Source organism: Acidimicrobiales bacterium, assembly GCA_035533095.1.
Taxonomy (GTDB): Bacteria; Actinomycetota; Acidimicrobiia; order Acidimicrobiales; family Palsa-688; genus DATLUM01.
On sequence record DATLUM010000004.1, the window covers coordinates 14,030 to 27,493 of the forward strand.

Annotated in this window: 13 protein-coding genes; 2 read left to right on the forward strand and 11 right to left on the reverse strand. The window is 67.0% G+C overall.

Features of this window, described 5'->3' with window-relative positions; all coding sequences use genetic code 11:
* Positions 1-7 precede the first annotated feature (7 nt).
* Both VNF71_00495 and VNF71_00500 read left to right on the forward strand, forming a co-directional pair.
* Positions 8-1,195 carry an acyl-CoA dehydrogenase family protein gene (locus VNF71_00495; GenBank protein HVA73026.1) on the forward strand — a complete coding sequence of 396 codons (1,188 nt, stop codon included), beginning with the start codon at positions 8-10 and terminating at the stop codon, positions 1,193-1,195.
* A gap of 24 nt (positions 1,196-1,219) precedes the next feature.
* Positions 1,220-3,103 carry a prolyl oligopeptidase family serine peptidase gene (locus VNF71_00500; GenBank protein HVA73027.1) on the forward strand — a complete coding sequence of 628 codons (1,884 nt, stop codon included), beginning with the start codon at positions 1,220-1,222 and terminating at the stop codon, positions 3,101-3,103.
* Here VNF71_00500 and VNF71_00505 read toward each other — a convergent pair.
* From VNF71_00505 to VNF71_00555, 11 genes are all read right to left on the reverse strand, one after another.
* Positions 3,087-3,278 (reverse strand): ferredoxin, encoded by a 192-nt coding sequence (locus tag VNF71_00505; GenBank protein ID HVA73028.1) that lies wholly within the window; start codon positions 3,276-3,278, stop codon positions 3,087-3,089. The genes VNF71_00500 and VNF71_00505 overlap by 17 nt on opposite strands.
* Positions 3,279-3,326: 48 nt before the next feature.
* Positions 3,327-4,643, reverse strand: coding sequence for a 4-aminobutyrate--2-oxoglutarate transaminase (gene gabT, locus VNF71_00510; GenBank protein HVA73029.1), 1,317 nt, complete (start codon positions 4,641-4,643; stop codon positions 3,327-3,329).
* Positions 4,644-4,648: 5 nt separating this feature from the next.
* Positions 4,649-5,227, reverse strand: coding sequence for a histidine phosphatase family protein (locus tag VNF71_00515; GenBank protein HVA73030.1), 579 nt, complete (start codon positions 5,225-5,227; stop codon positions 4,649-4,651).
* Between the two features lie 10 nt (positions 5,228-5,237).
* A complete protein-coding gene (locus VNF71_00520; protein HVA73031.1) occupies positions 5,238-6,533 on the reverse strand; it encodes an MFS transporter in 1,296 nt (431 codons plus the stop codon).
* A gap of 59 nt (positions 6,534-6,592) precedes the next feature.
* On the reverse strand, positions 6,593-7,315 hold the full coding sequence (locus VNF71_00525; protein HVA73032.1) for a C4-type zinc ribbon domain-containing protein: 723 nt from the start codon (positions 7,313-7,315) through the stop codon (positions 6,593-6,595).
* Positions 7,315-9,414, reverse strand: a complete 2,100-nt coding sequence (locus VNF71_00530; protein HVA73033.1) for a transglycosylase domain-containing protein — start codon at positions 9,412-9,414, stop codon at positions 7,315-7,317. Before VNF71_00530 ends, VNF71_00525 begins: the two co-directional genes overlap by 1 nt.
* Before the next feature lie 106 nt (positions 9,415-9,520).
* Positions 9,521-9,838, reverse strand: a complete 318-nt coding sequence (locus VNF71_00535) for a Dabb family protein (GenBank protein ID HVA73034.1) — start codon at positions 9,836-9,838, stop codon at positions 9,521-9,523.
* Between the two features lie 99 nt (positions 9,839-9,937).
* Positions 9,938-11,257 carry an Nramp family divalent metal transporter gene (locus tag VNF71_00540; GenBank protein ID HVA73035.1) on the reverse strand — a complete coding sequence of 440 codons (1,320 nt, stop codon included), beginning with the start codon at positions 11,255-11,257 and terminating at the stop codon, positions 9,938-9,940.
* 66 nt (positions 11,258-11,323) lie between these two features.
* A complete protein-coding gene (locus VNF71_00545; GenBank protein ID HVA73036.1) occupies positions 11,324-11,518 on the reverse strand; it encodes a ferredoxin in 195 nt (64 codons plus the stop codon).
* Complete coding sequence (locus VNF71_00550; protein ID HVA73037.1) at positions 11,515-12,828, reverse strand: NADH-ubiquinone oxidoreductase-F iron-sulfur binding region domain-containing protein; 1,314 nt, start codon at positions 12,826-12,828, stop codon at positions 11,515-11,517. Before VNF71_00550 ends, VNF71_00545 begins: the two co-directional genes overlap by 4 nt.
* Positions 12,825-13,464: alpha/beta hydrolase (locus VNF71_00555; GenBank protein HVA73038.1), on the reverse strand; the 640-nt coding region annotated here is incomplete at its 5' end. The genes VNF71_00550 and VNF71_00555, both read right to left, overlap by 4 nt.

Here is a 13,464-nt window from a genome sequence, read left to right on the forward strand (position 1 = left end):
CACCGGCATGGATTTCGACGACACGCCCGAAGAGGCGGCTTTCAGGGCGGAGGCACGCGCGTGGCTGTCGTCCCGTGCGCGTCCGAAGACGGCTGATAGCGCCCCGCCGGCCATGTTGACCGACGCTTTCTCCCCGGCAGAGCGCGAGCACGTGCGCAGCTCGAAGGAATGGCAGGCGACCCTCTACGACGGCGGCTGGGCGGGGATCACGTGGCCGAAGGAGTACGGAGGAAGGGGCGGGACGCCTATCCAGGCGGCGATCTTCGCCCAAGAGCAAGCCCGCTTCGACGTCCCGGGTTCGATCTTCGCCCAAGGGATCGGCATGGCGGGGCCGGCCTTGATGGCGCACGGGAGCGAGGCACAGAACGATCGGTTCCTACCTCCGATGCTGCGAGGCGAAGAAGTGTGGTGCCAGCTCTTCAGTGAGCCGGGCGCCGGTTCGGACCTCGCCAGCCTCGTCACCCGGGCGGAGCGCGACGGCGAGCAGTGGGTCGTCAACGGGCAGAAGGTCTGGACGTCCAGTGCGCACTACAGCGACTTCGGAATCCTCCTCGCCCGCACAGGAGAGCCGGCTGATCGCCACCGTGGGATCACCTATTTCCTGCTGGACATGCGCACGCCGGGCGTGGAGGTGAGGCCTCTGCGCCAGATGACCGGGTCGGCCCACTTCTGCGAGGTCTTCCTGACCGATGTCGAGGTCCCCGACGCGAACCGCGTAGGGCCGGTCAACGGCGGGTGGGCGGTGGCTATGACGACGTTGACGAGCGAGCGGTCGTTGATCAGCACCCTCGGCGGAGACCGGTTCGGGCGCCTCGCCGACCTCGCACGCGCCACTGGCGCGTCCGGTGACCCGCTGATCCGTCAGGCTCTCATGGACATCTACATCCGGTTCGAGCTCGTCAAGTACCTCGGCTGGCGCCAGCTCACCGCGATGAGCCAGGGGCTCCCCCAAGGCCCGGAGAGCTCCGTCGCCAAGTTGGGCCTCTCCGTCGCTCTCGGACGGATGGGCGACGTGATCATGGGTCTCCGAGGCGCAGCCGGGACGGTCGCGAGCGAGGACCCGAACGCCGCGCACCTCGACTCGTTGTTCCTCGGCCAGTGGTCGTCGCGGTTCGGTGGAGGCACCGAGCAGGTCCAGCGCAACATCATCGGCGAGCGGATCCTGGGCCTGCCCCGCGAGCCTGGCCGGAGCTAGACGAGGGGCCTCTACGATCGGGGGATGCCACCCGAAGTAGCGCCCTACGGAACCTGGACCTCGCCGCTGTCGCCGGAGCGCCTCGTCGAGGCGGTGGTGCGACTCAGCCAACTCCAGGTGTGCGGCGACGACATCTACTGGGTCGAGTCCCGACCAGCCGAGGGCGGTCGAGAGGTGATCGTGCGTCACCGCGACGGCGCGACTGACGCGATACCTGCCGGCTTCTACGCGCGGACCCGAGTACACGAGTACGGGGGCCGGTGCTACGCGGTGCACGGCGACGTCATCGTCTTCTCCAACTGGTCCGACCAGAGGCTCTGGGTCATCGACGGCGGTGATCCCAGGGCACTTACCGCCGACCCCGATCTGCCAGGTGCGGTCCGGTTCGCAGACCCGGTGTTCAACCTCGACGGGACTCACGTGTACTGCGTCCGGGAGCGCCACCTCGACTCGGGCATGGTGGTCAACGACCTCGTTAGCATCCCGCTGGCGGGCGGTACACCCATGACCCTCGCCGAGGGTCACGACTTCTACACCGCGCCGAGGGTTTCTCCCGATGGCCAACGGCTGTGCTGGGTCACGTGGGACCTCCCCGACATGCCCTGGGATTCGACGCAGCTGTGGACAGCGGACATCGCGGCGCCGGGCGAGCTATCGGCGCCGTCGTTCCTCGCCGGGGGAAACGGCGAGTCCATCACCCAGCCGAGATGGTCGCCGGACGGCTTGCTTCATTACGTATCGGACCGCAGCGGGTGGTGGAACGTATATGACGAGAGCGGCCGCGCGCTCTGCCCGATGGAAGCGGAGTTCGGCCGGCCGGACTGGGTTTTCGGGGCATCCACCTACGGCTTCACTGCCGCTGGCGACCTGCTGGCCGTCTGGGAATCCGACGGTGTTGATCACCTGGGCCGGCTCCAAGGTGGAGGCGCGTCGGAGATGTCCATGTCTTTCACTTACTTCGCCGGACTGGCGGTCACCGGCGAGGACGTGGTCGCCATCGCGGCGTCGCCGCTGGACCCTTCCTCGGTGGTGCGGATCTCGGGCGATGGAGCCACACACTGCCTCCGCTCGTCGCAGGAGCAGTTCATGAGCCAGGAGGACATCTCGGTCCCAACGCACGTGCGGTTCCCCACAGGCTCGGACGAATCCGCCTTCGCCCTCGTCCACCTCCCTGCGAACCTGCGCTACTCGGCACCGGCCGGGGAACGCCCGCCGGTCCTCGTCCTCATCCACGGCGGCCCCACCTCGTCAGCTCCGCCGGTCTTCGACCGGTCCGTCCAGTTCTGGACGACACGCGGCTTCGCGGTGGCCAACGTCAACTACCGGGGCAGCAGCGGCTACGGGCGCGCTTATCGTGAGAAGTTGAAGGGCAACTGGGGAATAGCCGACGTCGAAGACTGCGCCTCGGTCGTCGATTGGCTCGACTCCCAAGGTCTAGTCGACGGAGATCGGGCTCTCATCCGCGGCGGTAGCGCCGGCGGGTTCACCACGCTCGCTGCTCTGGTCTTCACCGACGCCTTCGCCGCTGGCGCCAGCCTGTACGGCGTCGCCGATCTCGAGCTGCTCGCTCGCGACACCCACAAGTTCGAGTCGAGGTACCTCGACTCGCTCATCGGTCCTTGGCCGCGGGACGCGGACAAGTACCGGAACCGCTCGCCCGTGCACCATCTGGACCGGTTCCACCGACCCGTGATCCTCTTCCAGGGGTCAGAGGACGCGGTTGTCCCACCGGCGCAGTCGAAGCTGATGTTCGACGAGCTGACGTCCCGCGGCCTCGACGTCGAGTACGTGGAATTCGAAGGCGAGCAGCACGGGTTCCGCAGGGCCGAGACGATCATCGCGGTCGCGACCCGGGAGTTGGGGTTCTACATGCGCGTGCTCGGCCTCGGCGTCAGCCCTCGAGCTTGATCGCCTGCTTCGGGCAGCGCTGCACCGCCTCCTCGACCTTGGCCCTCAGCTCCTCCGGTGGGTTCTCCTGCAGGACGTACATGTAGTCGTCATCTCGCACCTCGAACACCTCGGGTGCCGCTGCCATGCACAAGGCATTGCTCTCACACAGGTCGTAGTCGACCACGACTCGCATCGGTGACCTCCGGGACTTCTCGTTTGAAAAGACGCTAGCGGCTGGCGGTCATTGGACGCTCGCCTCCACCGCCTCCCCGATGACGTCCAGGGCGTCGTCGAGCAGGTCGTCGGGGATGGTGAGAGGCGGCAGCAACCTCACGACGTTGCTCCACGTACCGCAAATGAGGACCACGACGCCGGCCGACAGGCACGCCGCTGTCACGGCCCCCGCGGCGGCCGGGTCCGGTTCGAGCGACCCCGGCACGACGAACTCCATTGCCTGCATGGCGCCGCGGCCGCGGACGTCGCCGATGCTGCCCCGGTTCTGCTGGAATTCGTGCAAGCGGGAGGAGATCTTCGATCCGACCCGCTCGGCTGCGGATGCCAGGTCGTGCTGCTCCATGAAGTCGATCGCCGCCAGCGCCGCGGCGCACGACACGGGGTTGCCGGAGTAGGTGCCGCCCAACCCTCCCGGGTGGACCTTCGCCATCAGGTCGGCACGACCAGTAACCCCCGACAGGGGCATCCCGGCGGCGATCCCCTTCGCGGTGGCGACCAGATCAGGCACCACGCCTTCGTGCTCGCACGCGAACCAGCGGCCCGTGCGGCAGAAACCCGACTGCACCTCGTCGGCCGCGAACAGGACGCCCCGGTCCCGGCACCATTGCGCCACCGCCGCGAGGAACCCGTCGGCGGGCACGACGAATCCCCCCTCTCCTTGGACCGGCTCGATTAGAACGCACGCCAGGTTGTGGGCGCCCACCTGCTTCTCGAGCAGATCCAGAGCCCGCTTCGCCGCCTCCACTCCGCTCATCGACTGCGGGTCCCGGAAGGGATAGGACATCGGCAGCCTGTACACCTCGGGCGCGAACGGGCCGAAGCCGTCCTTGTAGGGCACGTTCTTGGCGGTAAGGGCCATGGTCAGGTTGGTTCGACCGTGGTACGCGTGATCGAACACCGCGACCGCCTGGCGCCCGGTGGCGCGCCTTGCGATCTTCACCAGGTTCTCCACGGCCTCCGCTCCGGAGCTGAACAGGACCGACGTCTTGGCGTGGTCGCCGGGTGTGAGCGAGTTCAGCCTTTCGCACACCGCCACGTACCCCTCGTAAGGCCCCACCATGAAGCAGGTGTGGGTGAAGAGCTCCACTTGGCCGCGAACCGCTTCTACGACAGGTTCGATCGAGTGGCCGACGCTGTTAACGGCGATGCCCGAACCCATGTCTATGAACTGGTTTCCGTCCACGTCGACCAGCACGGATCCCTCCGCCCTGTCGATGTAGACCGGCATGCTCGAGGACACGCCCGGAGCGACCGCCGCTTTACGGCGAGCGGCGAGCTCGAGCGATCTCGGTCCCGGTACATCGGTGATGAGGGCGCGCTTCATGGAACCTAGCCAGCGGGCCGGTAATGGGCGTCGTTGAACGCACGCAGCACCGGGCCGTTGGGCCCGGGCCCGAGGATGCTCACCGACGCCACGTCGACGAACATCCTCCAGCTCGTCTCGTCGCCGGCGCCGATCGCCCAGGCGACGGCCGCTTTGATCGGCGACACGTGGGTCACTACCACAAGGTCCACCTCGGACGCCTCCTTCCACAGGTCCTCACACGCCTCGCGCACCCGCTTCGACACCGTAACGAGCGACTCCCCACCCTCGGGCTCGTAGGAAAGATCCCTGCTCCATCCCCGCCACAGCTCCGCTGCGTCCTCGAGCTTGAGGCCGTCGAAGATCCCGTAGTCGATCTCGATCCAGCGGTCGTCGACGCTGACCGGAGGTCCGAGCGCCGCAGCGGTCTGCCGGGCCCGGACAAGCGGGCTGGACACGACCCTGGTGGCATTGCTCAGGGCGTTCACCATCCCCAAGGCATCGGCCTGGCGCTGGCCCACGTCGTCGAGGGGCGCGTCCTCACGTCCCAGAAGCCGGCGTCCGGCGTTGTGTGCAGTCCGCCCGTGGCGGACGAGATAAAGCACCAATGTGAAACTACTCCCCGCCGGCGGCGATGGCCGTAACCTCCGTCGCCTGGTCGGGAGGGATGGCCTCCACCGTGGGGTCGGATAGCGCCAGGCGCCGGCGCAACGCCCACCAGCCGAACGCCGAAGCGGCCAGAGCGGCAGCCCCTCCCAGGCCCAGCGCGTAGCGGGCACCGGCTGCGCCCCCGACGAAACCGACGAGCGGACCCCCGACGGGAGTCGATCCGAGGAACGCAACTGACCAAAGGGACATGACCCTGCCGCGCATCTGAGGGTCCGACTCGAGCTGCAGGGTTGAGTTGCCGAGCGCGAGGAAGGTGACCGAGCAGGCACCGACGAGCAGTAGCGAGATCTCCTCGACCAACAGTGACGGGGAGACCGCGGCGAGCAGTACGACCAACCCGAAAATCGAAGCGGTCACCACCAGCCGGCGCGGACCTCCCCTGCGGCTGCCGGCCGCTACGAGGCCTCCGACGACCGCACCGATGCCCATGAACGCCGTGAGGTAGCCGTAGGTCCGCGAGTCTCCGTGGAAGGTGTTGCCCGCCATGAGTGGCAATGAGGTCTGGAACTCGTAGGTGAGGCAACCGATGAGCGCCATCATGATGAGCGCGTCGCGCACCACCGGCGTCCTGCCGACGTAGCGGAAACCTTCCGTCAGCTGGCCCCGCAGCCGGGAGCTGCGCGGCGCTGGGCTGAGCTTGGTCCTGTCCATCATCTTCAAGGCGAGCAGCACGAACGCGAACGAGATGCCGTTTGCCAGGAAGCACCAACCGCTCCCGACGGTGGCGATCATGACACCGGCTGCAGCAGGCCCGATCGCTCTCGCAGCGTTGACCATCACGGAGTTCAGCGTCACGGCGTTCGCAAGCTGCTCGCGCCCCACCATCTCGACGATGAAGGTTTGACGTGTCGGGTTGTCGACGGTGTTGATCAACCCGAGGGAGACCGCTATGACGTAGAGAGGCCACAGGCTCAGATGCCCACTCAGGTCGAGACCGGCCAACACCAGGGCCTGCAAGCCCGCCATGCCCTGGGTCCAGAAGATGATCCGGTACTTCCCGAACCGGTCCGCAATCGTGCCCCCGAATGGCCCTAGCAACAGGATCGGCAGGGTTTGCAGAGCGACAATGAGGCCGACCTGGAAACCCGAGTGGGTCATGGTGAACACCAACCAGGACTGGGTGATGCTCTGCATCCAGGTCCCGATCATCGACAAGCTCTGGCCCGCGAAGTAGTACCTGTAGTTACGGATCCGCAGAGAGGAGAAGGTGCGCTCCACGGTCGACCGTGCTGCGGACACCATCGCTACCGGACCTTCTGCCTTTCGCTTAGCTTTGCTAAGAGATTATCAGGCCGGAGCTGTCATCCCACCACCAAAATCCTCCCGCACTGGTCGCAGGTCACCATTTCCCCTGCCGGCAGGTGGCGGATCCGGTCGAGTTCGGTGGCCGGCAGCGTCAGATGGCAGCCGTCGCAGCGGTTGCCGACCAGCCGCGCGACGGCGACACCTCCGAGCCGGGATCTCAACCGCTCGTACTGGGCGGACAACGACTCCGGAACTCGCGCAGCGGTCTCCTCCCGCCTCCGGTCGAGCTCCGCGATCTCCGAATCGACTTGCTCCTCCGCTGCGGCGAGCGCCCGGCCGATGCCGTCGCCCTCCGCTCGGAGACGGGCGAGCTCGGATTCGTGCACGGTCACCTGGTCGTCGAGAGGTTCGCGCTCCTCGAGCACCGCCAGGAGCCGGTCCTCGATTCCAGACACCCGGGCCTTCAGGGAGTCGAGCTCCTCGGACATCGCCTGGAGCTCGCGGGACGCCGATACCTCTCCGCCATACAGGCGGCGGCTGACCTCCGCGGAGCGCCGCTCGGCGGCTGTGAGCTCCGATTCGAGCGCGTCCTGCCGGGAGGCCACTTCGTCTCGAGCGGCCGCCGCGTCCCGGAGCGCGGACCGGGTCTGCTCCACGCGCCGTGCGATCTCCACAAGAGCCGCGCGCTCCGGCAGGGTCGCCCGGCGGTGCTTGTGCTGGTCTATAGAGGTGTCGAGGGCCTGAAGATCCAAAAGCGCGTTCGGTTCCTCGAGGACCATCAATGCCGCCCGTGACCCGGTTGGGCAGCGGGTGCGGGCGCCGGAGCAGGTGCGGTCGGGGCGGGTACCGGGCTGGATGGCTGGTAGGGGGTGGGGCCTGAGTTCACGTACCCATAGTTGTGGTCGAGGACGTCGTCGCGCACGAGTGCAGGTGAAGTTATGTAATGGGGCGCGGGGAGGAGGCCCATGTTCGGCGGCGTGAACTGGAGGACGGGCTGACCGTTGAGTGCGGCGATCATGAAATCGTGCCAGGTGTGCGCCGGGAATGTGCCGCCGTAGACCTGGGGGGCACCCCCGACGTCGACCATCGGCACTTCGGCGCCCCGGTTGCCCATCCAGACCGTCGCCTCGAGTTGGGGTGTGAAGCCATTGAACCAGGCATCCACGTTGTGGTTGGTCGTCCCGGTCTTGCCTGCGGCCGGCCTACCCGCCAGCGCTGCTGCCGTACCCGTGCCGTTCTGCACCACCGCCTGAAACGCCACGTTCGCCTCCTCCGCGATCTGCGCCGCGACCACGCGGTGACCCGGATCCCCACCGGTGTAGATGGTCCTGCCCGACCGATCGACCACATGGTCGATGAAGCTCGGGGCGTGGTACACGCCACCGTTGGCGACAGCGGCGTACGCCGCCGCCATCTCTATCGGGTGCACCGCGACCGACCCGATCACGATCGACGGGTACGGCTCGAGATGCGCGGTGATCCCGAACCGGTGTGCCATGGAGATCACGTTCGGCAGACCCACCTCGTGAGCGAGACGGATGAAGGCACAGTTGGTCGACTGCGCAGTCGCGTTGAGAAGGGTGAGGATCCCGCCACCGTTACCCTCGTCGTTGTTCGCGGGGTTGGTCACCAGGTCGTGGTCCGTGGGAAAGTCGATCGCGCACGGAGACTGCCCGTCGAGCGTGTCGAATATCGAGTACCCGCCTTCGAGCGCGGCGAGAAGGGTGAAGATCTTGAACCCGGACCCGGGCTGGCGCGTCCCCTGGGTGACCACGTCGAAGCGGTTCTGCTCGAAGGACGGACCGCCAACCATGGCCCGCACCTTCCCGGTTGCTGGATCAACCGCCACCATGGCCTCTTCGAAGCCTCGGTTGTTCGCCGGCGTGTCGTTCTTCACCGCTTGTTCGGCGGCGGCCTGTACCGACGGGTCCAGGTCGGTGTAGATGTTCAGTCCCCCGTCGAACAACTCCTTGTACCGCTGGGCGTACGTGCTCCCCAGCGGGCTGCCCGGGCCGAGCAACTCGGACTCGACCTCCCTCACGTAGTAGTCGCTCATGCCGTCCGCCGCGACCGGCTGCTCGACCACCGACTTGGGCAACGGCGACGAGTTCGCTGCGATCTGCTGCGCCGCGGTGATGTCGCGGTAGTGGAGCATCCGGTCGAGCACTTCGGAACGACGCGTCTGTGCCTCTGCGGGATGAAGGAGCGGGTCGTACCCGTTGGGGTTCTGGATCATCCCGGCCAGCAACGCTGCCTGCGGCAGGGTCAGCTGGCTGGCGTGCTCCCCGAAGTAAGCCCTCGCCGCCGCTTCCACCCCGTAGGCACCGTTCCCGAGGTAGATCGTGTTCAGGTACGCCTCGAGGATCTGGTTCTTGGTGTAACGGCGTTCGAGGCGGTCTGCGAGAACTGCCTCTTTGATCTTGCGTGACAGCTTGCGTTCCGAGTTGAGGTAGGTCTGCTTCACGAGCTGCTGGGCGATCGTCGAGCCGCCCTGGAGCGCCGTACCAGAAGAGTCCGCCGCGAAGGCCCTGACGATCGAGGGGATGTCGAAGCCGCCGTGCGTATAGAAGCGGTGGTCCTCCGTGTCGAGGGCAGCCGTCACCATCGTCTTCGACACCTGACCGAGAGGTACCGGGATGCGAGTCTGCGAGGCCTTCAAGACGGCGAGCACCGTCTTGCCGTCAGCGGCGTAGACGGTCGATCCGTTGACCGGATCGACTTCCAATGCGGCGAGTGGCGGGATGGTCGCGCTGGCGGCCCCGTGGACCATGCCGTCGCCGACCGCGGCGAGAGCGGACGCTGATCCGGCCATGACCGCTGCGGACACGGCTATCACGGCCGCGAAGCGCACTGCGGTGGAGCGGGCCGGGCGGAACACGAGGGGTAGTAGCTACCCACCCTAAGCGCCTCTCATGCAGGCGCCGGCCCGCAACCTGCCGCCGGTTAGCCGGACAATACGACTCCGGCGGTCGCTTCGCGCTCGCCTAGACGATGACGGTCTTGTCGTCGACGACGTAGTCGAACACGAGCGGCGTGCATTTGCGTTCCATGATCCAGCCGCCGAAGGCAAGGTGCTCCTTGTGCCCGAGGTACTGCTCGTAGGAGGCCTGGTCGGGGAATTCCATGAACAGCAGGTACTGGTACCCCTGTGAGTAATCCGTCGACAGTGCGGAACCGAAGCGAAGAGTGGAGATACCGCCGATGGCTTCGGGCCACGCCTGGACCTGCCGGCACATCTCCGCCTCGTCCTCGGTCCCGAGCTTGTCGGGGAAGGCCAACAGCACGACATGTTGCAGGCTCACGGTCCCTCCTCCCGCCGACACGGTGCCGGCGTCCATGGTGGGGGCCGCATCTCGTCCCCGGGAGCGGGGATTTCTGGCTTCACGGCCCTGCGGTGAAGTCTAACCAACCAAACCCTTGCCCACCTTCCACAGGAGGTAGGCGCTCAGGGTCGTGATGGCCACGGTGGAGGCGCCGAGGAAACCCGAGGTAATGGTTCGGTTGACACCCGAGCCCATGACGTCCCGCCGGCTGGTCAACAGCGTAAGGGGCACCAGGGCAAAGGGAATAGCGAAGGACAGCACGACCTGCGAGTACACGAGCGCGTCGGTCGTGTTGGCCGCGAAGGCGAGGACCAGAAGGGAGGGCGCGATCGTGACGAGGCGACGGAGGTAGAGCGGGACACGCCAGTTCATGAAGCCTGCCATGACGACCTGGCCCGCGTAGGTGCCGACGCTCGACGAGGAGAGACCGGCGGCGATTAGCGCCGCACCGAATGCCAGGGCCGCTCCGCCTCCCACCATGGCAGCGAGATGGACGTGGACCTCCTGGAGCTGGGTGACTGCGGGCATGCCGGACCGATAGAAGAGGGCCGCCGCCACGCACAGCATCGCCAGGTTCACCAAGCCGGCGACGCCTAGACCGACGACACAATCCCAGCGGTTGAATCGTATGAGCCTTCGCAGCTCTTCTTCGTCCCGGGGTTGGATGCGGTCCGTCTGCAACGCGGAGTGCAGGTAGACGACGTGGGGCATCACGGTGGCACCCACGATGCCCATGGCCAAGGTCACCGCGTTGGTGTTGCCGAGACGGGGCACCAAACCGGCGGCGATGCCGCCGTAGGACTGGTGTCCGGCCATGAAGAACAGACCGATCAGACCCCCGGCCACGAGGGCCATGAAGGCCACGATCGCCAACTCGAACTGCCGGTAGCCCTTGCGCTCGAGGGCGAGCACGCCGAAGGCCACAACGGCGGTGACGAGCCCGGCTGGGAGGAGGGGCAGGCCGAAGACGAGGTTCAGCCCTATAGCGGCGCCGACGACTTCGGCGAGGTCGGCGGCCATCGCCACGATCTCTGCTTGGCCCCAGAGGAAGAGATTGACTCCTTTCGGATACAGATCACCGCAGAGCTCCGGGAGGCTCCGCTGGGTGACGAGCCCGAGCTTCGAGGTGGCGTACTGGATCAGGATCCCGAGAAGGTCGGCGAGAAGGATGACCCAGACGAGGAGATAGCCGTGAGCGCTTCCCGCCTCGAAGTTGGTGGCGAAGTTGCCGGGGTCGACGTAGGCGACGGAGGCCACGAACGCCGGGCCGAAGTAGACGAGGGCCGACCGGATCCGGCCCCGAGGCAGGAGGACCGGCAGCACTCCTGTCAGCTGCCTTCGACCTGGCAGGGGAAGTTCTGCCGGCGGGCGAAGTCGTCCACCTGGTCGGGGGATCACGGATGCATGATTGAAGAGCGGTCACGTCCCGGTCGCGACGGGGGAACCACCACCGCTTCGAGTGCCTTAATCGAGGACGACTATGGCGTGCACCGGGCACTCGATGATGGCGCGCCTGACGCTGCTCTCGTCCGCCGGAGCAACCTCGTTCGAACCGGCCAACGACGCATATCCCCAATCGTCAAGGGAGAAGTAGTCGGGAGCGTGCAACGCGCACCTCCCGAACCCGTCACAGACCGTTCGGTCGAGCTTGATCCTCATCGACGGGACCCCTCTGGTTCCATGGTCATGGCGAACGGCTTCAGCTGGGGAGCACCGCCGCACACGTCACAGGTCGTCCCCAGGTGCCCTTCGACCTGGTCCGGGAACTCAAGCAGAAGAGATCTGGCAAGGTTGGCGGCCCCGTCGAGGGTCGCGCAGGCGCCTCGCCCGGGCAGCACCTCTCCCCACCGCCGCAACCGCTCGACGTCTGTCCGGTCGGCCGACCCTTCGCGTAGGGAAGCCAGGACACCGGCCATCGCCGCCGTGCCGTTGAAGCAGGATCCGCACTGGCCCGCGTTCTCCCGGCCGAAGTAGGCCATCACATCGGCGGCGACCGCGACCGGGCAGTGGTCCCCGCCGAGGATGGACACGGCTCCACAGCCGAGCCCGCTGCCGGCTTGAGAGAGCGAGTCGTAGTCGAGCGTGAGCTGCTCGGCGCGAGGCCCGATCAAACCCGCGAAGTAGCCGCCCATCAAAGTGCCGGCAATCACCCCGCGATTGCCTCCCAACTGGTCCACGGCGTCGCGCAGCGGCGTGCCGAGCGCCACCTCGTACAGGCCCGGAGTCGTCACGGCGCCACCAAGGGTCAGCAAGAACGTGCCGGGAGCCCCATCGGTTCCGTAGGTCCGGAACTCATCCACGCCACGGGCGGCCAGGAACGGAAGGTTGGCGAGGGTCTCGACGTTGCTGACCAGGGTCGGCTGCCCCCCGACGCCGACCTCGAACGGCCGCGGAGGCTTGTCGGTCGGCTTCGCCGGTCCTCCGTTGACGGCCCGGACGGCCGCCGTCTCCTCGCCGGCTATGTAGGTCGGTTCGACGCGATGGACCGAGACGCTGTAGCCATCCACCGGCCGCTCCTCGAGCGCCTGCCAGATGCTTCGCTCGCTCTCCTCGTCGGACAGATAGACCACCGCGTGTGATGCCCCGACGAGCTGGACGGCAAGTCGGACACCATCGAGGACGAGGTGAGGCCGGGTCCGCATGAGCCATCGATCCTTGACCGATGCCGGCTCTCCTTCTTCCCCATTTGCCAGCACCACAGGGGCCGTGCGGGACGCCCGGACGGCCGCCACCTTCCGCGTGAAGGGGAACGCCGCTCCCCCGCGGCCACGCAGGCCCGACGCCTCCACGGCCTGGAGGAGGGCCGACAGGTCGGGGCTCGGCGCGTAACCGCCTGTTGCGAGGTACTCGGAGAGATCCTCGCGTCCCGTCTGCTCACGCAGCAGCCGGGGAACGATTCCAGGCGCCGCCGCCACCCGCAACAGCTTGCTCGTCCCGTGGGCGGCGCCCGTGATCGTGCTCTCTGTCATGGCGTGCTCATCGTCTCGGCACCACCCACGAAATCGAGGACCATGGGAGCAGCCATGTACCAGTAGTCGAAGATGCTGCCCTCACCCCTCTGTGCCCGTTCGCCTGCCCGCTCCCAGGCGTCCTCCGGCCACGGCGGGTCGACCAGCTTCGAGCCCTTGATGAGGACGTTCATCTCCAGTGAGGTGCGCTTCGGATGGTCCATATCCTTCGCGCCGCCGCGGATTATGAGCGTCGGGATGGTGAGCCTGTCGAACGCCTCGTCATCGACGCCCGGTATGGTCTGCCCGGGCTTGGGTACGAAGGCGTTGAGCCAGCGAAGTTGCACCTTGAGGTACTCGTCCCGGTCGAAAGCGAGGAAGCGCTCCCGGTTCGCCGGGTTGAGCTCCAGGACCTGGGCCCAATCCGGCAGAGCTACAACGCTTTCCATCCCGCCGACCTTGGCCGCACGGATCTGCGGAAGGTTGTAAACCCACGCCAGGGTCACCTGCCCGAAAACCCCGCCGACGATGTTCCACACCACCAGCTTCTTGGCGATCTCGGGATAGAGCAACGCCGTCAGGATCGAGTCTCGTGCCCCGCCCGAACCTCCCGCCAGCACCACCGGGCCCATTCCCAGCTCCCGCAGGAGCAACGAA

Bases quoted from the DNA above. Each gene is read 5' to 3' on its own strand.
- VNF71_00495 (HVA73026.1), top strand. From the start codon at position 8: ATGGATTTCGACGACACGCCCGAAGAGGCGGCTTTCAGGGCGGAGGCA.
- VNF71_00500 (HVA73027.1), top strand. From the start codon at position 1,220: ATGCCACCCGAAGTAGCGCCCTACGGAACCTGGACCTCGCCGCTGTCG.
- VNF71_00505 (HVA73028.1), bottom strand. From the start codon at position 3,278: ATGCGAGTCGTGGTCGACTACGACCTGTGTGAGAGCAATGCCTTGTGC.
- gabT (HVA73029.1), bottom strand. From the start codon at position 4,643: ATGAAGCGCGCCCTCATCACCGATGTACCGGGACCGAGATCGCTCGAG.
- VNF71_00520 (HVA73031.1), bottom strand. From the start codon at position 6,533: ATGGTGTCCGCAGCACGGTCGACCGTGGAGCGCACCTTCTCCTCTCTG.
- VNF71_00525 (HVA73032.1), bottom strand. From the start codon at position 7,315: ATGGTCCTCGAGGAACCGAACGCGCTTTTGGATCTTCAGGCCCTCGAC.
- VNF71_00545 (HVA73036.1), bottom strand. From the start codon at position 11,518: ATGAGGATCAAGCTCGACCGAACGGTCTGTGACGGGTTCGGGAGGTGC.
- VNF71_00550 (HVA73037.1), bottom strand. From the start codon at position 12,828: ATGACAGAGAGCACGATCACGGGCGCCGCCCACGGGACGAGCAAGCTG.